We start from the raw sequence: 22,013 nt of genomic DNA, 5'->3' as shown, positions 1-22,013 counted from the left end.
GGGTTGCGGCATCGGTCTGTTTATGTTGTATTACATTATAGATATCAGTCAATATAAAAATTGTAACTAGCTGTATTTATTACATTTATTATAAATATGATGAGTATACCTATCGTATCTATTATGGCGAATATGGCCTTTTGTGGCGCTTGGCGGCTACGGCTAGACTTTGTCCCATGAGTCCTTCTTCCAGCCGCCCTTTTGTCTGGTGCCTGCTTCACGCGAGGTGTGAAAACCCGGGACTGATCGCACTGGAACTGGAACGGAAGGGCGTCGGAATCCGCTATGTGCGGACCTGGGCGGGAGAGCCCGTGCCGGACCTGGGCGGCGGCGCTGCGGGGCTGATCGTTATGGGCGGTCCGATGGGAGTCTATGAAACGGACAAGTATCCGTTTCTTGCGGACGAGATGAACCTGATCCGCCAGATGGAAAAGGAAAACCTGCCTGTTCTGGGTGTATGCTTGGGGGCTCAGCTCATAGCCGCAGCCTTTGGCGGCAATGTCGCTCCCGGGCCGGCCAAGGAGATCGGGTGGTACCCGGTGAAGCTTACTGGTGACGCTTCAGATGATCCTCTCTGGAGCCGTGTACCCGAACGGAATTTCGTAGCCTTCCACTGGCACGGTGACCGGCTGGAACTGCCAGATGGAGCGGTCCATCTCGCTTCGTCAGAGATGACGCCCAACCAGGCGTTCCGGTACGGAAGGAATGTATGGGGAATCCAGTTTCATCTGGAGGTGGATAGTGACCTGATAGCAGGGATGACCCGCGCCTTCGACGATGAACTTCAGGCCGAGCGGATACCGCGGGAACGGCTGCTCGATGGCCGCGCCAGTTACCTGCCCGGGCTTGAATCCATCAGCCGCATCCTCTTTGGCGGCTGGGCTGGACTGGTAAAGTCCGGGGGGCTTAGCCCGCGTCCTTGACGCTCCGGAGCCGTGTCTTGCGGATCATCTGCCGGACTGTTTCGGCAATCCTTGGGGCCGTGAGCTTGAACTCCTCACGCCAGGCGGCCTGGGTGCCATGCTCGACAAACCGGTCAGAGACCCCGAGCCGTCTGATGTCGATATCCCTGTGGACGCCTTCGTCCATCAAAAGTTCACAAACTGCCGATCCGAAGCCACCCATCAGGGCCGCCTCCTCGATAGTCACAAGCCGCCCGGTAGCGGTAGCGGTTTCGATTATCGTCTCGCGGTCCAGCGGCTTGATAAACCGGGCATTCACCACGGTTGTCTGGACCCCTTCGGCAGCGAGAAGTTCAGCGGCCTTCACTGCTTCCGGCACCTGGTGGCCCAGTGCCAGAAGCGTCACATCCTTACCCTCGCGAAGGATTTCGGCCTTGCCAACCGGGATCTGGGAGAACTCCTTGTCGTAGGGGATCCCCATGGCGGGTCCACGCGGATACCGGACGGACGAGGGGCAGTCGAGCTTGGTCGCCGTGTACATCATGTTCCTGAGTTCGTTCTCGTCCTTGGGGGCCATGCAGACCATGTTCGGCAGGCAGCGCAGGTAGGCGATGTCGAACATCCCCTGGTGCGTCACGCCGTCATCACCAGCCAGGCCAGCGCGGTCCATGCAGAACAGTACGGGCAGGTTCTGGATACAGACGTCGTGAACCACCTGGTCATAGGCGCGCTGGAGGAACGTCGAGTAGATCGCTGCAATGGGGCGCATGCCTTCGCAGGCGAGCCCCGCCGCCAGCGTCACGGCATGCTGCTCGCACATGCCGACGTCGTAGCAGCGGTCGGGAAACTCCTTCTGGAATACGTCACAACTGGTTCCCGTCGCCATCGCACCGGTGATGGCGACGATACGGGAATCCTGCTTCGCCAGATCAATCGCCGCACGGGCGAAGTGCTTTTGCCACGGGTCGGGGGCCGGAGCAGCCGGGGCACGCTCTCCCGACTTGGGGTCGTACTTGCCTAGGCCGTGGTAAACGAGCGGATCGGCTTCGGAAACCTCCCACCCCTTGCCCTTGCGGGTGAGGATATGGAGCAGCACAGGCTTGTGGTTTTCCTTGGCGGCCCGCAGCGCCTTCACCAGGGCATGAACGTTATGCCCATCCACGGGGCCCAGATATTCGAAGCCGAACGCCTCGAACAGCGGCGAGACCGGGAGCACGACGCTTTTGACGGCATCCTCGATATGGCGGATTCGGTCTTCCATCTTCGCGCCGAGCTTCTCGTGAACCCAGCGGCGAACCAGATCCTTTGTCTGGATAAAATCCTCGGTCACGATTCGTCGGCTCAGGGTACGGGAGAGCGCCCCCACGTTGCGCGAGATCGCCCACTCGTTGTCGTTCAGGACAACGGTGAATGGGCGCCCCACTTCACCGGCATGATTGAGCGCCTCGAATGCCATGCCGGAGGTGATCGAACCATCGCCGATCACTGCGACCGTGTGGCGCCGCTTCTTCTGGTGATGCAGCCCTTCGTTCATGCCGGCAGCGGCCGAAATCGAGGTTCCGCCATGACCGACACCGAACGTGTCGTAGGAGCTTTCGAACCGGGAGGGGAAACCGGACATGCCGCCCTTCTGACGGAGTGTGGGGAACATCTCCCGGCGTCCGGTAAGCAGCTTGTGGACATAGGCCTGGTGACCCACGTCCCAGACGAGCCGGTCTTCGGGAGTCTCATAGACGTAGTGGAGGGCGATGGTGAGTTCGCAGGCGCCTAGCGACGAGGCGAGGTGTCCGCCCGTCTTGGCGACCGCATGAATGAGGAACCGGCGGCACTCTTCGGCCAGTTTGGGAAGCTCGGATTCCGGCAACCGGCGCAGATCGGTCGGCGAGTTGATGGCGTCGAGCAGTTCGTAGCGTTCGTCGGTACTTGTGGCAGCACTCATGGTGTTACTGTCGTTGTCTCCTCAAAAAAACCAGCCCTGATTGGCTGATAATCAGCACAAGGCCCGCAGTTAACTGTTTGACCAATCAGTAAGTCAACGGTTTTTTTGGATTGGGGATTGTAAAGTTTCACGCACACTTGAAACCACTAGGGATTTCAGTATGTTAAAATGCCTAAATCAGGGCATCCCAAACACAGTTTATCCACATCTGTAGGGGAATTATTGGGGATAAGGTGGCAATCGTGTGGAGAAGCGGCTTCAGGAAACCCACTTCACGAACTGGTCGAAAAGGGGCGGAGCAAAACGCTGAAGCTGATGAAGGGCACGGGTTTCCGGGGTGACCAAGATAAGGAACTCTTCCTTGCCGATGCCCTCCAAAAGCCCAGTGACCACGGCGTCTACGGGAGCGAGACCAAATTTTTCCATTGATTTTGGCCTGTGCTTCAAGCCGGCGACGAGTGTGGTGTCGGTGCCAGGCGGACAGAGAACCTGGAACTTGATGCCGTAATCAAGGTTTTCGCTGGCGAGCGACTCGGTAAGATTGATTACGGCGAACTTCGTCGCTGCATAGACGGCGAACTCGCGGAAAGCATGCAGGCCGAGCACGCTTGCCACCGTAATAATGCGTCCCTGCCGCCGTTCGCGCATGGAGGGGAGCACGGCCCGGATCGCGTTTGCCGTACCGGTTACATTGATCGATACGAGGCGGTCGATCTCGTCCGGCGTCAACTCCAAAAACGGACCGGCCTCCATAACACCGGCTGACGCAAGCAGGATATCCACGGGCCCCATTTCGCCGTCTACGCTTTTTACCGCAGCCTCGACTGATTCTGCCTGGGCCACATCCAAAGTGCGCGTCACAACGCGTTCAGGTTGCCGGAACCGTTCCCGGGACTGTTCCAGTGCGGCAGCATTCACATCCAGCAGTGCCATCCGTGCACCGCGGGCTTCCAGTGCCACAGCGGCGGCCAGTCCGATGCCGCTTGCACCGCCTGTGACAATGATATTCTGGTCCTGAAAGGAAGCTGCGCCGCTTTTGCCCATAATACACGTACGGCCTTCATTCCGGGGCCGTGTGTGTATTGTGCCGGACTGCGCGGATGGTGTCTACCGCAAAGGCCGGTATCAGTGTCCAAGCCGCGTACGGAGCAATTCGGCGAGCGCCTGCATGGCATCTACCGTTGTGAATATGCCGACCAGCTTGCCATTCTGCGTAACGATGGCGGATCCCACCTTCAGTTCGGCCATCTCCGATGCCACCTGATCCAGCGGCGACTCTGCATCGACGGTGAACGCCTGCTCGCGTACTACGTCATCCACAACGAGTGTACTTGCATCCAGATCCCGCAGACCCTGAACAAACTTGATATCACGGTCGGTGAGGATCCCGGTAAATTTCCCGCCCTTCAGCACTGGCAGGTGCCGGATGCGGTTGGCGTGCATGATCTCCTCGGCTTTGACGATCTTCTGGTCATGGCCGATCGTGATGGGACTGGTGGTCATGTATTTGTGTACGGGTGGTATGCCCTTGCTCATGCGGGACTCCTTCTGACCGGCTTTATTAGCCGGGCACACGGCCAATGGGTATGACGTTGCTCAGGACGTCCGGCGTTGCCCGTGCCAGGGAGGAAAGGTAGGAATATCCACCATGCGTATAGCTGTAACCGGCGGGACCGGGTTTATCGGGAAAGTGGTGGTCAAACGGCTCCTCGATGCGGGACTTGAAACGGTGGTCCTTTCCCGTGATCCAGTGAAAGCCGCATTCCAGATGGACCGCCGCGTCCGGTGTGCGCCGTGGTCAGCGTCCATGAGCCCGGAAGAACTGGCCGAGGCTATAGAAGGCTGCGCCGCCATCGTTCATCTTGCCGGTGAAAACGTAGGTGCGGGCCGCTGGACCGAAAGCCGCAAACGGGCGCTGGTTGAAAGCCGCACTATTGGCACGCAGACACTGGTCCAGGCGATATCGAGGATGAACGAAAAACCCAGGACTTTTGTAGCGGCCTCAGCGGTCGGTTTTTATGGCGACCGTGGTGATGAACTCCTGGATGAGTCCAGCGCGCCGGGTGCGGGGTTCCTGACGGACCTCTGTATCGCCTGGGAGGCGGCCGCCCGGCAAGCAGAAAAACTGGGCGTCCGAGTCGTTAGCTTGAGGATTGGCATGGCGGTGGGTCGTGGCGGCGGAGCGCTGGAGAAGATGGCGCTCCCGTTCAGGATGTTTGCAGGTGGACACATCGGGTCCGGGAACCAGTGGGTTCCGTGGGTTCATGTGGAGGACGTGGCCGGTCTCGTCATGTTTGCCTTGAACAACGCAGGTGCACCTTCTGTGATGAATGTCTGTGCGCCAGAGCCAGTACAGCTCAAGACCTTCTGCCGGGAACTGGGCCGCGTCATGAACCGGCCTTCCTGGTTTCCGGTTCCTGGTTTTGTCCTCAAGACAGCGCTGGGCGAGCAGTCCACCATCGTGCTCTCCAGCACCCGGGCGGAACCGAAGGCTGCGCTTTCTGCCGGCTATACCTTCCGGTTTCCCGACGTCTCCTCGGCATTGAGGGAAGCGGTCAGTTAAGCACTGACTCTCATGTCACATCCTGCGTTCTGTGCTATATGCCCTCCATCTATGACCCTTCAGAGGCGCCTCACCCATGCCGCGGCCAGTATCCCCGTCGTGGGCCACGCCCTGAGCGAGCGGCTTGTAGGGGCAAGGCACCGGGCCGATGAGCGCGTTATCGCCCTGGCCGATGATGGTCATCCGGTTGCATTGCACAGGATCCGGCCCGAAGGTGAAACAAAAGGCCGGCCGGTCATTCTCTGCCACGGGATCGCCTGCAACCGCTATTTCTTCGATCACCACCCGGAGCGCTCTTTTGCCCGGTCATTGGCGAGGGAAGGGCGGGACGTCTGGATTCTTGAAATGCGCGGTCATGGCCACTCCCGACGCGCAAGCCGCGTGGAAACCATTCTTCGCCATCAATGGCAATTTGATGATTACGTAATGGGCGATCTGCCGGCGGCGATCCGTACCGTGCAGGAGCGGACTGGCGCAGACCGTGTGGACTGGATCGGCCACTCGATGGGCGGGATGGTGATGTACGCTTATCTCATGACCCATCCTGGCGAGGATGTAGGCACGGTTGTGGCGCTGGGTTCGCCGACTTTCATCGACAACCGGTTCTGGTTCTGGCAGGTTGCCGCCGCCATTCAGCCGTTTACACGGTTTATTCCGAATTACCCGGTACGGTTCATTGCCTGGGCGGCAGCGCCGTTTATTCTGGCCCTGCACCCGTTTATTCCAAATCCGTTCTATACGAGCGGAAACATGCGTGCTCGTGATGCAGCCCGCCTGTTTCAGAACGTCCTCGATGACGTGTCGAACGAGGAGTTTCGTGTTGGGGCGACCTTTATCCGTCGCAAGGGTTTCAGGTCACCCAGCCTGAAACTGAACTACGCCGCGAGTTTCGACCGTGTGCGCCGTCCACTGCTTGTCGTCGCTGCCGCTCATGATGTGCTCGCACCGCCCCGGGACGTTTACGCCGCCTATGACCGTTCGGCTTCCGCAGACAAGCGATATGTGAACCTGGGCCGCCGTGAAGGTTACAGTGCCGACTATGGGCATGTGGACCTGGTGATGGGGAAAAGGGCCCTTGAGGAAGTCCTTCCCATCGTTACTGAGTGGCTGCAGAGACATGATCCCAGATGACCCACGGTTAATAAATTTTCACCCGGGCTGTAAACCTATTTTAACGAGAACAGCGGTATGGTTGCGGCCTGAAGGGATTGTCCCCTAAAATGCGCCTTGCTCCGGAACGCATGAAACCAAGACTCACCTGGACATTGCAGGCGGTTTGCCTGCTCCTCTTCACCCCGGCTGCCTGGGCGGACGAATTCTCATTCGACGAGAGCGAAAGCCTTCCAATCGTTCGTGGCGAGAATGAAAGCAGTGCCCGAGACGCCGGTGGGCTGATCGAGATCCGCTACAATCCTCCCGACGGACTCCAGTTTGAAGAACGCGTGAACCGTGTCGTTGGCAGCGATTACGGTGAGCGGGGCATGCGGATCGACACCTTTTCAGCCGTTAATCACCAGAAAGTCCGTAAGATGGATGGGGCCTATGAGGTGCTGATGACAATCCAGCGGCTCGGGGCAAGCCTCAATGGCAAGCCGCTCCAGAATCCCTTTCTGGAAGCAATGAAGGGCGTGAAGCTCGTTTACCGGATTGGTGATGCACCGGGCGGGCATGTCATGGCGCACGGTATCAGTGGTATCGATAAGGTGGCGGAAAACCTTCGGGCGGGGCTCCCCAAGGGGAAGCCGCCTCCGGTGGAAGAGGAAGCGCTTCAGAGCGAGATAATGGAAAAACGGGAGATGACTGACTGGAATGCCCGTTATGGTTCCTGGCACAACCAGTATTTCGTGCCGGGCAAGGTCTATTACCAGATCGGAACCTACACACTGGAGCCGGGCCTGTTTATCCGGTACGGAATTGCGGCCAAGGTCGTGCCCGGCGTGAGCTGTCATGGCGGAGACTCGGAACAGAGTTGCATTCGTATCCGCTATGACCTCGGAACGGAGCCGGAACTGGTCGAAAAGGCCCGCAAGGCATCCATCCGGCACGCGATGGAGTTCCTGAAGCATGGCGATGTGGTTGGCGGCCAGATCGAAGGATACATGGAGCGGACTATCGACCCCCGTACGCTGATGATCTATGGCGAACTGCACAAAAAGACGATTCTTTTTCCGCTGTCGGTTGATGAGGGTGAAGTCATACGGGTTCGCCGCATTGAACGGGTCGAATATACCTATCGCTACGATCACATGCCTTCCGGCCTGTCGCAGGTCGCCTCATCCCCCAACTGAACTGCCGGGCTTGCCCGGCACTCTTCCCGTCACTAGAACAGCGGATGCCGGGGCCGGCCCGACACCCTGAATTGTGCGATTGGAGCCGGTGCCCGCAGGGGAAATCCGTCCATGCCCGACCCAAAAGCATCGGCTCCTTCAGGTTCCACCACCAAGGGGAAAACCAGATTGGTGTCCAAAGGCAGCCGCAAGACCCTCAAGCACAATGTCCTGGTAACCGGCGCAACCTCGACGATCGGCCGCCAGCTTGTCGTCAAACTCATCCATGACCCTAACGTGGATAAGGTTTGGGCCTTTTCGCGCCGAGAGCGGCCGTACTATTTCAGCGATCTGCCGTCTGACCGGTTTACGTTTCACCGGGTTGCTCCGCTCAACGTCAGGCGTTTGCAGGAAATATGCACATCACCGGAGTTCCAGGCAGCCAACATTGACACGATCGTCCATCTGGGCTTCCAGGTCGGCTATTCGGGCGATCTCGACACCGTGCGTGACTACAATATCAAGGGAACGCAGAACCTTCTCAATCTGGCACTTGAGCAGCCGAGCATCCGGAAGTTCATTTTCCTGTCATCGGCCAAGGTGTTCCGCCTGCATGAGAACGAGCCGGTCGTACTGACCGAATCGAGTGAACTGGATCTCAGCATCCGCGACGAGCCGTATGTAAAGGATCTGATCGAGGCGGATATCCTCTGTCAGCATGAAATCTCGCGTCGCAAGCTCCAGATGCTGATCCTCAGGCCGTCGTATGTCATCGGACGGAATGTGCATAGCTTCTTCAGCTACTATTTCGATTCACCGCTCCTGTTGCGGGTGATGAACCACAATCCCATGGTCAATCTCGTCCACTCGGGCGATGTGATACGCGCGATCCGCATGTCGGTTGCGTCGGAGACCAGCGGGGTGCTCAACATCGTGGGGCGGGAGACCCTGCACCTCAAGGATTTCATCGCGTTGACCAAGCTGCCGACGCTTTCGGTCCCTGAGCGTGTGATCGAGCCGGCATGGCAGGCGGTGCGCCGTCTCCGGTTTAACCGTCATCCATTCCCGTTCCGGGCCGCCCGCCCGCTCACCCACCACATGCTGCTCTCGGGCGTCCGCGCCAAGGAAGAGATCGGCTACGAGCCGGAGCATCACGTCAAGTTTGATGCGCGGCCCTGATCGAAAGGCACCCGGAAAGAAACACGATATGGACGCTGCCGAAACCAGGGAAATCATTAGCCAGAGCCGTACCCGGGCGGAGGAGGCCCGTGATCGCCTCGAGAAGCTCCGGAGGGGGCTTTGACATCGCTCTCCGGTTGAAGGAAGTCGCGGACGTTGACCGGAAATCCCTCGAAGCCGGATTCTGGGATGACGCCAAGGCCGCCCAGTCGGTAATGAAAGTCCGGACGCGGGCGCTCGAGGTTATTGAACCGTTCCAGGCAGCCGAGAGAGACATGGCCGAGATCGGCGACTTCCTGGAGCTTCTGAAGTCCGAGTCCGATCCGGATCTGGCCGCTGAACTTCGCAGCAAGCTCGATGCAATGGAGAAAACGCTCGGCGCGCTGGAGTTCCGGCGCATGCTGTCAGGTGAGGCCGACCCGAACAATGCGATCCTGTCGATCAATGCCGGATCGGGCGGGACCGAGGCGCAGGACTGGGCGGAGATGCTGTACCGGATGTACCTCCGGTATTGCGAGCGACGGGGCTGGAAAGTGGAACTGGTCGAGGAAACCCCTGGTGAAGAGGCAGGCATCAAGAGCGCCACGGTCAATGTGATCGGTGAATACGCATACGGCTATTTGAAGGCCGAGGCTGGAGTCCATCGGCTCGTCCGGATATCGCCGTTTGATGCCAACAAGCGGCGGCACACGTCGTTTGCCGCCGTAAACGTGATCCCCGAACTCGACGACTCCATCGAGATCGAGATTCAGGACAAGGATTTGCGTGTGGATACATTCCGGGCGGGCGGGGCAGGCGGCCAGCACCAGAACAAGACCGATTCTGCTGTCCGGTACACACATATTCCGACGGGGACCAGCGTCGTCTGCCGCAGTGAGCGGTCCCAGATCCAGAACCGGGCTGTCGGCCTGAAGATCCTGAAGGCGAAGCTGTATGACCTTGAGATGCAGAAACGTAATGCCGAAAGGGACAAGGCGGCAGCGCAGAAGAAGGAAAATGCCTGGGGGTCGCAGATCCGGAGTTATGTTCTTCAGCCCTACCGGATGGTGAAGGACCTGCGTACTGGCGTCACGGCCGGAAACCCGCAGGCAGTCCTTGATGGGGATCTGGACGAGTTTATCACCGCCTTTCTGCTTGGCATCAGGCGGGAAGGTGCGGGTCAGGATGTGGGCGACGAGGAGTAGCCGGTTTGCTGGTGAACGGCCTTTCTCCGGCCTGCTTGCCTTGTAAAGGGGTATCTCAATTCCCCCTTGATTTGGTTTGGTTCGGGAGTGCATATTGCGCCCGCATCCGGCGGCCCGTCCCGAAATCAGGACGGCCAACCGCAAGTGGGCCGGGAGCACAGGAGCAATCACCAGATGGCAGACAAAGGTAACAAGTACGAAGATAACGTCTCCGGCCAGTTTTATGTGGATAAGGAATGCATTGACTGCAACGCCTGCAACCAGACGGCCCCTGATTTTTTCTCGTCGCCTGAAGGCGGCGGTTACAGCTTTGTGATGAAGCAGCCGACGAACGAGGACGAGATTGCCATCTGTATGGAAGCCCTCGAAGGCTGTCCGGTCGAGGCAATCGGCTGCGACGGCGACAAGTAGTTGTCAGCCCGGCAGGGCTTTGTGCATTTCGCTACTGCCACTTGGCCAGTTGAGCCCGCTCCCCGCCGGGGGCGGGCTTTTCGTCTGTCTGGACGTGGCGGACGGAACATTCCGTGAAGCCAGACCCGGGCAGGCTGCTGAAAGAGCGGGCGGCAGACCTGGGTTTCGCCATTACGGGTAGTGCATCGGTCTTACCGGTGCCGGGTGCCGAAGCCTTCACATCCTGGATTGAGCGTGGCCTGCACGGTTCGATGGACTATCTGGCCCAACGGGCAGCCGACCGTCTGGACCCGGCACGTCTTCTTTCTGGTGCCAGAAGTGTGTTCATGGCTGCCGTGAACTATGCCCGCGGCGAGCCACTATCTCCACAGTTGGGCATGGGCCAGGTGGCACGCTACGCCTGGGGACGCGACTACCACAATATCGTCGGCAAGCGGCTGAAGAAACTCCAGCGGTTCGCCCTCAATGAACTGGGTATGGAAACCTACCGGTGCGTCGACTCCGGGCCGCTTCTGGAGCGGCAATACGCTGCCGAGGCGGGGCTTGGATGGGCTGGCCGGCATACGCTGCTCATCAACCCGGACATGGGAAGCTGGCTGCTGCTCGGAGGGATGATCGTTGACCGCGAGCTGGAACCGGATATCCCGGGCACAGATGCCTGCGGCTCCTGCCGCTTGTGCATAGATGCCTGCCCCACCCAGGCGATCAGTTTCAAGCGGCGCGAGGTCGATGCCCGCCGGTGTATTTCCTATCTGACGATCGAAAGCCGTGTAGCTTTGCCCCGTGACCTCAGGGCCGGCATCGGGTCGTGGATATTCGGTTGTGACGTTTGCCAGGAAGTCTGTCCGCATAACCGCAATACAGCGTGCTCGGCCGATCCCGCCTTTTCGCCGGATGACCGGAATGCGGTGATCAGCCTGGAATCGGTTCTATCAGCCAGTGACGATGAACTCCGGGCCCGTTTCCATGCGACACCGCTTGCGCGCCCCGGTCCGGCTGGATTGCGCCGGAACGCACTTGTCGTCGCGGGCAACCAGAAAGTGGAGGGCCTCGCGCCGCTGATCCGCATGCTGGCAGGCGATGCCGATCCGCTCATTCGGGGGCAGGCCGTCTGGGCACTCGGCCAGATGGGCGATATGAGTACAGTCGAGAAGCTCCGCAGCGACCCCGATGCCGGCGTACGGGATGAGGCGGAGGCGTTGCTGAGCAGGCGCTAAAGTCATTCCCAAATCCTGCCGCATAGAAAGGTAAGATCTGTGAAGTTCGATCCTCCCCTCATCAAGGGGACACTGATCAAGCGGTACAAACGGTTTCTGGCTGATGTGGAGCTGGAAACAGGCGAGAAAGTAGTGGCTCATGTGCCGAACTCCGGCTCGATGAAGGGGTGTGCCGAACCGGGCTGGCCGGTGGCCCTGACGTTCAACGCGGATCCGGAACGAAAGCTCAAATACACCCTCGAACTGGTGAAGTCGGGAAAATTCTGGATCGGTGCCAATACGATGCGTCCCAACCGGCTTGCCGAGGAGGCGATCACGGGCGGGGTTATCAGGGAACTCGCTGGTTTCACAACGATTCGCCGGGAGGTCAAGTATGGAAAGAACTCGCGAGTGGATCTGCTGCTGGAAGACCCCAAAAAGGGGACCGTTTATGTTGAGGTGAAAAACGTCACCATGCCGGGCGGTGACGGATCGGCGGCGTTTCCGGATGCTGTTACCGAGCGGGGGCTCAAGCATCTGGAGGAACTGGCAGCAGTTATCTCAAGGGGGACAAGGGCGGCGATGCTCTACTGGGTGAATCGCGGGGATGCGGACTTTGTCAGGGCTGCACATGAAATCGACACCGCTTATGCGAGAGGTCTCAAGAAGGCTGTCAGCCGTGGGGTGGAGGTCTATGCCATCCGGGCGGAGGTGTCGCTCGCGGGGATCAGGCCCGGCACGCAAATAAAGGTCGAAATATGAGCCGTTTTCGCAGTTTTCGACGTTCGGTGCTATGGATCACTTCCTTGTAGTGCGGCATTGACCTAGGAAAGAAGGAATGAATAACCTAGACCCCACGAACGGGTGTCAAGGGACATCTAGATTCTTGAGGATGGGCGAACCGCCGGGTGGCCGGCAGCCTGTCCATGGAGGGGCCGCGGGGAGCGGATAGCATGAACCAGTTTTCCTTGTACTTTCGCCGGGGAGCGATTGCGATTGCGTTAGGGCTTCTGCCCGTTTCCGGTTTGGTTCGGCAGGCTGGGGCCCAGGATGCCCCGGCCGCCGCCGAAGAGGCACCTGCTGAAAGCACTGAAGCTGCACAGGCGGAGGCACATGCCGCTGACGCCACTCCAGCGGAAGAAGCCCCAAGTTACAGCGGTGCTGAAGGTACCAAGTCTGAGATTGTTATCGAGAAGGCAATCATCGAACTGGACCAGGGCAATCCAAAGGAAGCTCTCCGGCTGGTCGAGGAAGCACTGGCGCTGAAACCCGATGAGCCCGGACTTCTCCGCCTGAAGGGCGTGGCGCTGAATGCGCTGAACAAGCCGCGCGATGCGGCAAAGGTTCTCTCGGGAATTACCGAATCACACCCGGACTACAAGGCCCACTATACGCCGCTGGGCAGCGCCTACCTGAAGCAGGAACAGTGCGACCTTGCGGTGCCGGCATTCCGCAAGGGGGCTGATGCTGATCCGACGGATGGCGTGGCCCGGTATGGTATCGGTATCTGCCAGTTCCAGAAGGGCGAATACAAGGATGCGACCCAGTGGTTCGAGCAGTCGGCAGCTCTCGGGACCAATCGCAACGCTTCTGAATACTTCCGCGCCCTTTCGTTCTACCGGATGGAAGAAAAAGACCAGGCGCGGACCGGCTTCCAGGCCCTTGTTGACCGCGCTCCTGATTCCACGCACGGAAAGGAAGCGAAGAAATATATCGCCCGGATAGACGGCGGCGAGGCCGAAGGCGATGAGGATTTCAAACTGGTCCCGTCGCTGGCGGTCGGATGGTCGTTCGATTCCAACGTCGGCCTTACGCCGGATGGAGAACTCCTCCCGACCTTCCTGAAGAAGAAGGGCGATAACCGGCTGGAACTGTCGCTGGGGCTGGACATCACAACGAAGATCAGCGACCAGTTCCGGCTGTCAGGGTCGCTCAGCAACGCCGAAAACTCGTACTTGAACAACACCGACTATAACCAGGGTGTTACGAACGCGCTTATTTACGGAACGTTCGAGACCGGCGCGAAGGATGAGGAAGTGGGCGTTACACTGGCCTACGACTACACGTGGTTCCGTCTTGGCCGTTACATGGGCATCAAGACCGCTCTGGCTGATACCGATGGCGATGGTGTCATCGGTAGCGCAGGCGACGACCCGACACCCCGCAAATGGGGTATCCGGTACGGTACCTTCAGCCACAGCCACAATTTCGTTCTGGCAGGCTACAAGCGGATGCAGGAGTGGACATTCGACCTGCGCGGCACCATGGGATGGGAGCGTTACCCGTCGGAGCAGATCGCTCCGTTCCTCAATAATGGCGCTGCGCCCAATAACCGCGAATCGATGAATCTGGGACTGAGTGCAGGTGGCACCTATGCAACCAAGACCTGGATGGCCGGGACCGACCTTGGGCTTGCCAACCGGAATGCCAAGTCGTCGCAGTATTCGTATCTGGGACTTCGCTGGAACACGAACGCGCAGTACCTGCCCACCAAGAAAATTGCGCTTCGCAACGGCACCCGCCTCAGCTATTCGGTCCACGGTGCTTCGGACGCGGCCTACTGCGGACTGGCAGGTGGACCGCCGAATACCAGCCCTTGTCCGGTCGATTCCGAGCGTAAGGATTTCTCGTTTACCTGGACTCCGGAAATCGCATTTAAAGTGAGCGAAATTACGGAATTCTATATGAACTATGCGCTAGAATTGCGTACCTCGTCGCTGGCGTCGTTTGAGTATGACCGTCAGATGATTGGGGCCGGAGCCCGGGTCCGCTGGGAGTAACCCCAAGGTGGATTTGCGGTAACTAGTTGAAATCAGGGGTATTCCGGTTTGTTTTGGGTGAGGTTTTAGAGGCCGGATGTTTCAGGGAGTAACAGCGATGAAGAAATGGATCAGTGGACTTGCGATGGTAATTCTGGCCGGGTGGGTTTCCTCCGCTAGTGCAAATCAGGCTGGCAAGGTGACGCAAATCACGGGCCAGGTGACGATTACCCGTGCAAGCGGCGAACCGGTCTCTCTGCGTGTCTATGAGCCGGTGATGGAGGGAGACACCCTGCAGACCGGCGCAGATGGCCGGGTGAAGGTCATGCTGAGCGATGACAGCGTGATTACGCTCTCCCCCAACTCCAAGCTGGTCGTCCGGACGCAGACATTTACCCGTGCTCCGGCCCGCCGCGAGAGCTTTATGGAGCTGATGCAGGGCCGTGTGCGCGCTGCCGTGGCCCGGTACACCGCCAACTACCAGAGCACGTTCAAGATCAAGACCCCTACGGCCGTCGCAGGTGTGCGTGGCTCGATCCAGGTGGTCGGTACTGGAACCCCGGAGTTCATGGCCTGTGTTGAAGGCCCTTGTACCTACGGCCCTCCGGGCAGTGAGGTGACACTCCAGAGCGGACAGATTTCGTTCATGCAGGGTGGCGCCCCGACAGAGCCGCGTGAGCCGTCGCTCGAAGAACTGGCGGCGCTCATCAACAGCACCACGATGGCCAATAACGGTGGCGATGACGGCGACGATCTGCCGGGTGCCGATGACACGGATGGCGGTGGCGATGCCGAAGGCGGCGAGTTCGGGGCCCTCAACCTGATGGTTGTATTTAGCCGCGACCAGCCGCGCATTGATCTGGAACCTGCCGGCGGTGGCCGCGGGCGGGCCCGTGTGCGTATCGACGTGCCGTTCCGTCCCTGATTGCCGCTGGACAGTGGATCAAGGCTTCAGGCCCGGCGGTTATTGCCGGGCCTGAATACTTTTTAAGGTGACGGGCCGTTGCCTCCTCCCGAGGGTTCGCCCTATAAAATCTGCACAACCCGTTTTCAGGAAAAGAGGTAACTCAAGGTGAAAAACACACTGCTTGCTGCTGCTTTGTCGGCTGCCGTGATCGTTCCCCAACTGGCATTCGCCCAGACATCGAAAAAGCTTCCCACGGGCGGCCCCACTGTCGAGATTGAAACCCGGCTGGGCAAGATCACCTGTCATCTGTTCCCCAAGCAGGCGCCCAAGACGGTCGAGAACTTCATCGGTCTCGCTACCGGCAAGAAGGAATGGACCGATCCACGCACCCAGAAGCCGGTGAAAGGCAAATCCCTATACGAGGGCACGCTTTTCCACCGCGTGATCCGCGACTTCATGATCCAGGGCGGCGATCCGCTCGGCACCGGGACTGGCGGGCCTGGTTACAGGTTTGAGGACGAGTTCAGCCCGGACCTTACGTTCGACCGCCCGGGTTTGCTTGCCATGGCGAACTCCGGCCCCGGCACCAACGGCTCGCAGTTCTTTATCACGGTGAAGGCGACGCCGTGGCTGAACAACCGCCATACGATCTTCGGTGATTGTACCGATCCGGCAAGCCAGGCTACAACCGACAAGATTTCGGTCGAGCCAACGGCCCCCGGCGACCGGCCCCTTGAGCCCGTCATTATCAACAAGATCCGCGTGATCGAGCCAAAAAAAGAGAAAAAGTAGGGGATCTCCCGTAGCGGATAAGTCCCTGACGTGACTGGAAGGGGAAGGGCAGGCCGCCGGGTAAGCCCTGCCTTTCCCGCCGTTCCGCTTTCTTTCGCGGTCCAGCTACACTGGAGCCATGCAGGGGAAGAAACTGGTCCGGCGGCTTGAGAAAGGCGTCCCGCGGGTGGGCGTCATCGGCCTGGGCTACGTCGGTTTGCCGCTTGCGCTGGAGTTTGTCCGCGGGGGCTGCCGTGTTACCGGTATTGACACGGATACAGCCAAGGTCAGGCGGATCAACGCCGGACGTTCGACGGTAGTGGATGTCGCCGACCGCGAAGTCCGGGAGGCACGCCAGTCAGGGCGGTTCGAGGTGTCGGCGGACTACCGGGATCTCGCCCGGTGTGATGGCATTTCCATCGCGGTGCCGACGCCGCTCCGGAAATCCCGCGATCCCGATATTTCATACATCCAGGGGGCTGTTGAAAAGCTGGTGCCGCTGCTGACAAAGGGCCAGGTGATCGTGCTGGAAAGCACCACCTATCCCGGTACCACGCGGGAGATCATCGTCCCGGCGGTAGAGGCAGCTGGCTTCAAGGTGGGGCGCGACATTTTTGTCGCCTTTTCTCCAGAGCGGGTCGATCCGGGGAACAAGGTCTGGAAGATCCGCAACACGCCCAAGGTTGTGGGCGGCGCAACGCCGGCCTGCACGCTGGCCGCCGCGGCACTTTACCGGCGCGCCGTGGACCAGGTGGTGACAGTGGGGTCCTCAGACGAGGCCGAGATGGTCAAGATGCTCGAAAATACCTTCCGGGCGGTGAACATCGGCCTTGTGAACGAGCTGATGCTCATGTGCGACCGGATGGATATCAATATCTGGAACGTGGTGAACGCGGCCAAAACCAAGCCCTTCGGCTTCATGCCGTTTTATCCGGGGCCCGGCATCGGCGGCCACTGCATTCCGCTCGATCCCGTGTATCTTGCCTGGAAGGCGAAGATGTTCAGCCACTACAACCGCTTCATCGAGCTAGCGACCGACATCAATGGCAACATGCCGCGCTTCGTGGTGAACCGGACGGCACGGATGCTGTCACGGCGGTCACGGAAGGCTCTAAATGGCGCGAAAATCCTTGTACTTGGCCTCGCCTACAAGCCGGACGTGGATGACCTCCGTGAATCGCCCGGCCTCGAAATCCTGAAACTGCTGGAACTGGAAGGGGCGCATGTCAGTTACAGCGACCCGCATATTCCGGAGTTTTCGGAGGGCGATCGTACCCTGAAGTCCGTGCCGCTCACCCCGGCCCGCCTCAAGGGGTTCGATGCCGCCGTACTGGTGACGGCTCACCGGAAGTTCAACTACCCGCTGCTCGTCCGCAACCTGAAGCTGATCCTCGACTGCCGAGGAGCCATCGGCGCACTGCTCCCCAAGGTGAAAACCGTGGAGGCATTGTAACCCTCTCACCCGATCTTCATCACCTCGCGGACTTCCTTCAGTGTGGAGCGGGCGACGTCGGCGGCTTTCTCCGAGCCGTCTGCGATGATCTTCTCGATGACGGCGGGGTTGTCCAGAAGGGCCTTCCGCTTCTGGCGGACAGGTTCGAGTGTGCGGTTCAGGTTTCCCGCGAGCAGCATCTTGCAGTCCATGCAGCCCCACCTGGCTCCACGGCAGTTGGCGGCGACGGTGGCGCACTCGTCCCTTGACGAATAGAGCTCGTGCCAGGAGTAGACGTTGCAGTCGTTAGGTTCGCCGGGATCGGTGAGCCGCTGGCGCTTTTCGTCTGTTTTCATGGGCTTGAGCTTGGCCGTCACCTCGTCGGCTGAATCCGACAGCATCACGGCGTTTCCATAGCTCTTGGACATCTTCCGGCCGTCGAGACCGAGCAGCTTTGGAACAGGAGTCAGTTTTGCCACCGGCTCCGGGAAAACCGGCTTGCCGCCCTTGCCAGGGTAGAGCGCGTTGAACTTGCGGGTGATCTCGCGGCTGATCTCTACATGAGGAAGCTGGTCCTGCCCGACGGGGACCTCGTTGGCCTTGTAGAGAATGATGTCGGCTGTCTGGAGCACGGGGTAGAGGAGGAAGCCGGCGGTCTTGATGTCCTTGGGCACCGACGCCTCGTAAATTCGCTGCCAGGTTTCTTCTGAAAGCAGCGGCTTCGCCCGGTCCAGAATCCGGTGGGTCACATCCAGTTCGCGGACAAACTCGCCCTCGGACAGCTTTTTGAGATCTGTCTCCAGTGCTTCGCACTGTGTGCCATCCACCTTACGCCCTTTCAGTTCTTTCAGTGCCTTCTGGAGAAGCGGTGGCGATACCCGCGACCTGTTCAGTTCGGCAAGCTGCTCCTTGTAGGTCGGATTGTTCTCCAGCATGGAGACGCCGGTAATCATGGAAAGGAGGAGAAACAGCTCGGCAGTTTCCTTGATCCGCGATTGAACGAAAATGACCGACTTTGACGGATCGACGCCACAGGCGATCCAGTCGGCAACGTTCTCGCGTACGATGGGAGTGACTTCATGGATATTTTCATACTCGGTCGTGAGCATGTGCCAGTCGGCCGAGAAAAAGAAGCATTCCGCACCGGACTTCTGGAGTTCGACCCAGTTCTTGAGCACGCCTTCCCAGTGGCCGATATGCAGCAGTCCGGTGGGGCGCATGCCGGAAAGGACTCTCAAGCGGGGGTTCTCCTTTTCAGCTCGTCACGGCGCCGACCATGTGGAACAGCGCGTTCAGCGAATAGCCCGTCAATAGCGGCGCAAGGTAGGAAAGCGGCACGATGATGAGATACGACAGGACGGGTGTGAAAAAAATGAGCGCCAGCAGCACGAACGGCAAGTAGGGCCGTATCTCCCGGTAACGCATCTGCGCTTCCAGCGGTAGCAGGTTTTCGAGGACGTGGCTGCCGTCCAGCGGGAAGATCGGGATCAGGTTGAAGAAAGCCAGCGCAAAGTTGAGGAAGACCAGCAGCGAAAGCGCCCCGGCCAGCGCGGCGAACAGGTCCACGCCTCCGGACGCCGCCTGAAGCAGGTTCCCGTGGGCCATTGTGAGGCCCCGGAGTCCAAGACCCGCCAGCATGGCGATGACGATGTTCGATGCCGGCCCGGCCATCGAAACAAGGATTTCGTCCCGGCGGGGCTTCTTGAACCGGCTCGGGTTCACCGGTACGGGTTTGGCCCAGCCGATCGGTGCGAAGAGAATCATGATGGTCCCAAGGAAATCGAGATGGGCCAGCGGATTCAGGGTGAGGCGTCCCATCCGGGCTGCCGTGTCGTCGCCGCTCTTCCATGCCGTCCAGGCATGGGCGAACTCGTGCACCGACAGGGAAAAGATCAGGACGGTCATCCACAGGACAACGGCTGTCATGCTGAAGTTGTCACGGAGCAGCAAAAAGGACTCCTTCCGGCGGGTTTAACTATCACTTCCTTCCCGCCAGTTCCAGCACACGTTCATAGACGTCCCTGCGTGGAAGCCCGTATACGGCAGCGAGCCGCTGGGCGATCTGGCGGGTACCTTCACCCTTGCCGATACCCTCCAGTATCTCCGGGGTAAGGCTCTCCAGCGTGACGGTTTCCGTCTCCCCCGTGAACCCCTCGACGGCAACGGTCACTTCTCCGGGTATGTCGGCGCGAGCGGCAAAATTGCCGTGAAGTTCCTTCAACGTGCCACGCACGATTTCCTCGTGCAGCTTGGTGAGTTCACGGCCGATAACGGCCGGGCGATTGGGACCGAACACAGCCATGCAGTCGGTCAGTGTCTCGACCAGCCGCCTTGGGCTTTCAAAGAAGACGAGCGCTTCCGGCCGGTCCCGGTACCGGGAGAGGGTTCCCCGCCGCTCCTGCTGCGGAGACGGCAGGAAGCCGATCCAGGTGAAGGCTTCGGTTTTGAACGCCGCCACCGAAATGAGCGCCACCGGAGCCGAACCGCCGGGAATGGGGACAATCCGGTGGCCGCCATCGGCGGCCCGGGCCACCAGCCGCTGACCGGGGTCGCTCACCAGCGGGGTGCCGGCATCGGAAATCAGCGCGACGTCGGTCCCGGCATCGAGCGCTGCCAGTATCTCCTCCACGCCCTCGGCCTCGCGTCCCTTGAAATGGGCCTTCAGCGGTGCCCTGGTGCCGATCCGGTGCATCAGCGGCCCCGAGATGCGGGTATCCTCGCAGACGATGAGCCCCACGCTCTTCAGTGTTTCAGCCGCCCGCGGAGTGAGATCTCCCAGGTTCCCGATGGGCGTTGCAACGACAAAAAGCGTGGCCATATGGGATGTCTAGCATGAGGTGGAGCGCAAGGCCCGGTTCTTTAATTGACACAATGTGAAGTAGGGCTATAGGATTCTGCTGCTTTGGTTGGTTTTCACTGTTGGCCAGCCCATGAAGGGAATCCCCATGAAAAACATGGCACAAGTAATCGTTTCACTCGTCTTTGCAGGCTCGCTTGCCCTGTCTATCGGGGCATGTGGGAGCAGCGGGAGCGGCAACTTCCTGACGGGGACTTACCTGGGTGGTTTCGTGGCAGGGGAATCCTATTTCCCTGACAGTGCTGGTCCGGCATCGGCTGGCTTTGAAGCCAGGATCGCTGGGGTTATCCGGCTGGAGATCGCCGGCAACGGCGCTATTACCGGTGCGCTCTATACATTTGCTGATGGTCCCTCCGGAATTATTGACGATCTCGATGAGGACGATGCCGAAGTGTCCGACCAGATTTCCGGATCGGATGTCACGCTCACGATCGAGGTGGACGAGGGCACGGTCGTGGGAGTGGGGACTGTCACCGATGACGGGTTACTGACGCTTTCCCTCAGTATTGAACTGGACGGAGGCGAAGGCATCGGCTTTGCCGGTGCCAAGCTTGTCGAGGATCCGGGCGAGGTTTATATCGCCTGCGGCGGCTACGAATACGGCCGTGATGAATTCAGTGATGTCGGGCTTGCGGCATTCCTGCTGGATGGAGATCAACTGTTTGGTGTGACTGGCGGCATCTTCAGCAGCGTGGCGGAGGCAACAGTCGATCTGGAGGAGTTTGTAGATGAGGGTATCTCCTCCACTGCGCTTCCGCAGGAAAGCATTGGCCCAATCACCTTCAGGGGTGAGGGTGTCAACCAGATTGACGAGTGTGACGACCCGGAGTGCTATGAAATCCAGAGCTTGGTGCTAACGGGCGATCCCGATAATGGTGAAGAGGGCGTCTATGTGGTGATCGAACCGGATGAGGACTGGATGGGCCTTGAAGGGTACGCCGATCACGCAACGAAAAACCTCGCGATCTCCTTCGGAGGTGATACGGAAAACTGCTTTGGTTTTGCCCGCTAGGGGCCGGTTTTATTCGGCGTAGGCCGCCCCATCGGGGCGGCCTTTCCTGTTGCTGCATTACTAGCCAAAACGCCGTTTCACGGTTTCGTAAAATCTGACTCACTGGGTCAAAAGTCCTTGTTTCCGGTCGGGGTATCTCCAATCATGCGGCCCGGCGGGGGCTGGCCATTTTCCAGGCCAGGGAGGCCATAGTGGCCCACATACACAAGGTTCTCATCGTTGAAGACATCCGCTTCCATCAGGCACTCTTGACGGAAATCCTGGGTCCGGCGCACGAAATTCGTGTCGCCTCGGACGGCGAGGAAGGCGTTAGTATCGCCTGCGCGTGGAAACCGGATCTCATTTTCATGGATTTGTCGCTGCCTAGGGTAGATGGGCTCGAAGCGATCCGTCGTGTCCGGGCCAAACTGGGCATCCGGACGCGCATCGTCGCCCTTTCAGCCACCAGCGATCCGGAACGTATCGCCGGGGCGATGGCTGCGGGTGCCGACGCCTGGCTGCCCAAGCCGTTCAATAACCGGACCGTGGGCGACCTGATGCAGAAGTTTGGTGGCACAATTCCGCCCGAGCCTACCGCTCCGGGCGATACCACCGGCGAGGTGACAGGGCCCCGCCGGGTGGCGATGAAGTAAGG

General features: G+C 59.6%; 21 protein-coding genes. 15 read left to right on the top strand and 6 right to left on the bottom strand.

What is annotated here, in order from left to right; all coding sequences use genetic code 11:
• The first annotated feature begins 176 nt into the window (after positions 1 to 176).
• Positions 177 to 923 (top strand): type 1 glutamine amidotransferase, encoded by a 747-nt coding sequence (locus KIT79_11645; protein ID MCW5829955.1) that lies wholly within the window; start codon positions 177 to 179, stop codon positions 921 to 923.
• Here KIT79_11645 and dxs read toward each other — a convergent pair.
• The 3 genes from dxs to KIT79_11630 form a co-directional block, all read right to left on the bottom strand.
• The gene (dxs, locus tag KIT79_11640) at positions 907 to 2,841 is read right to left on the bottom strand and encodes a 1-deoxy-D-xylulose-5-phosphate synthase (protein MCW5829954.1); all 1,935 of its coding nucleotides are present in this window, start codon (positions 2,839 to 2,841) and stop codon (positions 907 to 909) included. The two genes, KIT79_11645 and dxs, sit on opposite strands and share 17 nt — an antisense overlap.
• Before the next feature lie 258 nt (positions 2,842 to 3,099).
• Positions 3,100 to 3,885, bottom strand: coding sequence for an SDR family oxidoreductase (locus tag KIT79_11635; GenBank protein ID MCW5829953.1), 786 nt, complete (start codon positions 3,883 to 3,885; stop codon positions 3,100 to 3,102).
• A gap of 81 nt (positions 3,886 to 3,966) precedes the next feature.
• Entirely contained in the window at positions 3,967 to 4,377 is a 411-nt protein-coding gene (locus tag KIT79_11630) for a CBS domain-containing protein (GenBank protein MCW5829952.1), read from the bottom strand.
• Positions 4,378 to 4,489: 112 nt separating this feature from the next.
• Here KIT79_11630 and KIT79_11625 point away from each other — a divergent pair, with 112 nt between their 5' ends.
• The 12 genes from KIT79_11625 (at position 4,490) to KIT79_11570 (ending at position 17,531) form a co-directional block, all read left to right on the top strand.
• A complete protein-coding gene (locus KIT79_11625) occupies positions 4,490 to 5,404 on the top strand; it encodes a TIGR01777 family oxidoreductase (GenBank protein MCW5829951.1) in 915 nt (304 codons plus the stop codon).
• Between the two features lie 51 nt (positions 5,405 to 5,455).
• Positions 5,456 to 6,535 carry an alpha/beta fold hydrolase gene (locus KIT79_11620; GenBank protein ID MCW5829950.1) on the top strand — a complete coding sequence of 360 codons (1,080 nt, stop codon included), beginning with the start codon at positions 5,456 to 5,458 and terminating at the stop codon, positions 6,533 to 6,535.
• A 110-nt stretch (positions 6,536 to 6,645) separates the two neighbouring features.
• Positions 6,646 to 7,692 (top strand): hypothetical protein, encoded by a 1,047-nt coding sequence (locus KIT79_11615; GenBank protein MCW5829949.1) that lies wholly within the window; start codon positions 6,646 to 6,648, stop codon positions 7,690 to 7,692.
• Between the two features lie 111 nt (positions 7,693 to 7,803).
• Positions 7,804 to 8,850: an NAD-dependent epimerase/dehydratase family protein gene (locus tag KIT79_11610; GenBank protein ID MCW5829948.1), complete on the top strand. Its 1,047-nt coding sequence runs from the start codon at positions 7,804 to 7,806 to the stop codon at positions 8,848 to 8,850.
• A gap of 28 nt (positions 8,851 to 8,878) precedes the next feature.
• A protein-coding gene (gene prfB / locus KIT79_11605) for a peptide chain release factor 2 (GenBank protein MCW5829947.1) occupies positions 8,879 to 10,034 on the top strand; the annotation gives its coding sequence in 2 pieces (ribosomal slippage) (positions 8,879 to 8,971 and positions 8,973 to 10,034; 1,155 coding nt in all).
• Between the two features lie 174 nt (positions 10,035 to 10,208).
• Entirely contained in the window at positions 10,209 to 10,445 is a 237-nt protein-coding gene (locus KIT79_11600) for a ferredoxin (GenBank protein MCW5829946.1), read from the top strand.
• A 113-nt stretch (positions 10,446 to 10,558) separates the two neighbouring features.
• Positions 10,559 to 11,662, top strand: coding sequence for a tRNA epoxyqueuosine(34) reductase QueG (gene queG, locus KIT79_11595; GenBank protein ID MCW5829945.1), 1,104 nt, complete (start codon positions 10,559 to 10,561; stop codon positions 11,660 to 11,662).
• 39 nt (positions 11,663 to 11,701) lie between these two features.
• Complete coding sequence (gene sfsA / locus KIT79_11590) at positions 11,702 to 12,403, top strand: DNA/RNA nuclease SfsA (GenBank protein ID MCW5829944.1); 702 nt, start codon at positions 11,702 to 11,704, stop codon at positions 12,401 to 12,403.
• Positions 12,404 to 12,594: 191 nt separating this feature from the next.
• Positions 12,595 to 14,421 carry a tetratricopeptide repeat protein gene (locus KIT79_11585; protein MCW5829943.1) on the top strand — a complete coding sequence of 609 codons (1,827 nt, stop codon included), beginning with the start codon at positions 12,595 to 12,597 and terminating at the stop codon, positions 14,419 to 14,421.
• A gap of 97 nt (positions 14,422 to 14,518) precedes the next feature.
• Positions 14,519 to 15,325, top strand: coding sequence for a FecR domain-containing protein (locus KIT79_11580; protein ID MCW5829942.1), 807 nt, complete (start codon positions 14,519 to 14,521; stop codon positions 15,323 to 15,325).
• Positions 15,326 to 15,526: 201 nt separating this feature from the next.
• Positions 15,527 to 16,099 (top strand): peptidylprolyl isomerase, encoded by a 573-nt coding sequence (locus tag KIT79_11575; protein ID MCW5829941.1) that lies wholly within the window; start codon positions 15,527 to 15,529, stop codon positions 16,097 to 16,099.
• Positions 16,100 to 16,217: 118 nt separating this feature from the next.
• Positions 16,218 to 17,531 carry a nucleotide sugar dehydrogenase gene (locus KIT79_11570; protein ID MCW5829940.1) on the top strand — a complete coding sequence of 438 codons (1,314 nt, stop codon included), beginning with the start codon at positions 16,218 to 16,220 and terminating at the stop codon, positions 17,529 to 17,531.
• A gap of 5 nt (positions 17,532 to 17,536) precedes the next feature.
• Here KIT79_11570 and KIT79_11565 read toward each other — a convergent pair whose 3' ends face one another.
• From KIT79_11565 to rsmI, 3 genes are read right to left on the bottom strand one after another with little or no spacing between them, the layout of a single operon-like run.
• Positions 17,537 to 18,748, bottom strand: coding sequence for a tryptophan--tRNA ligase (locus KIT79_11565; GenBank protein MCW5829939.1), 1,212 nt, complete (start codon positions 18,746 to 18,748; stop codon positions 17,537 to 17,539).
• A 16-nt stretch (positions 18,749 to 18,764) separates the two neighbouring features.
• A complete protein-coding gene (locus KIT79_11560; protein ID MCW5829938.1) occupies positions 18,765 to 19,460 on the bottom strand; it encodes a site-2 protease family protein in 696 nt (231 codons plus the stop codon).
• 28 nt (positions 19,461 to 19,488) lie between these two features.
• Positions 19,489 to 20,328 (bottom strand): 16S rRNA (cytidine(1402)-2'-O)-methyltransferase, encoded by an 840-nt coding sequence (gene rsmI, locus KIT79_11555; protein MCW5829937.1) that lies wholly within the window; start codon positions 20,326 to 20,328, stop codon positions 19,489 to 19,491.
• Between the two features lie 127 nt (positions 20,329 to 20,455).
• Here rsmI and KIT79_11550 point away from each other — a divergent pair, with 127 nt between their 5' ends.
• Positions 20,456 to 21,379, top strand: a complete 924-nt coding sequence (locus KIT79_11550; GenBank protein ID MCW5829936.1) for a hypothetical protein — start codon at positions 20,456 to 20,458, stop codon at positions 21,377 to 21,379.
• Between the two features lie 191 nt (positions 21,380 to 21,570).
• Complete coding sequence (locus KIT79_11545; GenBank protein ID MCW5829935.1) at positions 21,571 to 22,011, top strand: response regulator; 441 nt, start codon at positions 21,571 to 21,573, stop codon at positions 22,009 to 22,011.
• Positions 22,012 to 22,013: the final 2 nt, after the last annotated feature.

The sequence above is a fragment of the Deltaproteobacteria bacterium genome, assembly GCA_026129095.1.
GTDB lineage: Bacteria > JAGRBM01 > JAGRBM01 > JAGRBM01 > JAHCIT01 > JAHCIT01.
Note: the sequence above shows the minus strand (reverse complement) of the source record. Positions and strands in the feature narration are given on the sequence as shown.

Bases quoted from the DNA above. Each gene is read 5' to 3' on its own strand.
- KIT79_11635 (MCW5829953.1), bottom strand. From the start codon at position 3,885: ATGGGCAAAAGCGGCGCAGCTTCCTTTCAGGACCAGAATATCATTGTC.
- KIT79_11615 (MCW5829949.1), top strand. From the start codon at position 6,646: ATGAAACCAAGACTCACCTGGACATTGCAGGCGGTTTGCCTGCTCCTC.
- rsmI (MCW5829937.1), bottom strand. From the start codon at position 20,328: ATGGCCACGCTTTTTGTCGTTGCAACGCCCATCGGGAACCTGGGAGAT.
- KIT79_11580 (MCW5829942.1), top strand. From the start codon at position 14,519: ATGAAGAAATGGATCAGTGGACTTGCGATGGTAATTCTGGCCGGGTGG.
- KIT79_11610 (MCW5829948.1), top strand. From the start codon at position 7,804: ATGCCCGACCCAAAAGCATCGGCTCCTTCAGGTTCCACCACCAAGGGG.
- KIT79_11645 (MCW5829955.1), top strand. From the start codon at position 177: ATGAGTCCTTCTTCCAGCCGCCCTTTTGTCTGGTGCCTGCTTCACGCG.
- KIT79_11630 (MCW5829952.1), bottom strand. From the start codon at position 4,377: ATGAGCAAGGGCATACCACCCGTACACAAATACATGACCACCAGTCCC.
- KIT79_11600 (MCW5829946.1), top strand. From the start codon at position 10,209: ATGGCAGACAAAGGTAACAAGTACGAAGATAACGTCTCCGGCCAGTTT.
- KIT79_11550 (MCW5829936.1), top strand. From the start codon at position 20,456: ATGAAAAACATGGCACAAGTAATCGTTTCACTCGTCTTTGCAGGCTCG.
- KIT79_11625 (MCW5829951.1), top strand. From the start codon at position 4,490: ATGCGTATAGCTGTAACCGGCGGGACCGGGTTTATCGGGAAAGTGGTG.
- KIT79_11585 (MCW5829943.1), top strand. From the start codon at position 12,595: ATGAACCAGTTTTCCTTGTACTTTCGCCGGGGAGCGATTGCGATTGCG.
- KIT79_11570 (MCW5829940.1), top strand. From the start codon at position 16,218: ATGCAGGGGAAGAAACTGGTCCGGCGGCTTGAGAAAGGCGTCCCGCGG.
- KIT79_11620 (MCW5829950.1), top strand. From the start codon at position 5,456: ATGACCCTTCAGAGGCGCCTCACCCATGCCGCGGCCAGTATCCCCGTC.
- dxs (MCW5829954.1), bottom strand. From the start codon at position 2,841: ATGAGTGCTGCCACAAGTACCGACGAACGCTACGAACTGCTCGACGCC.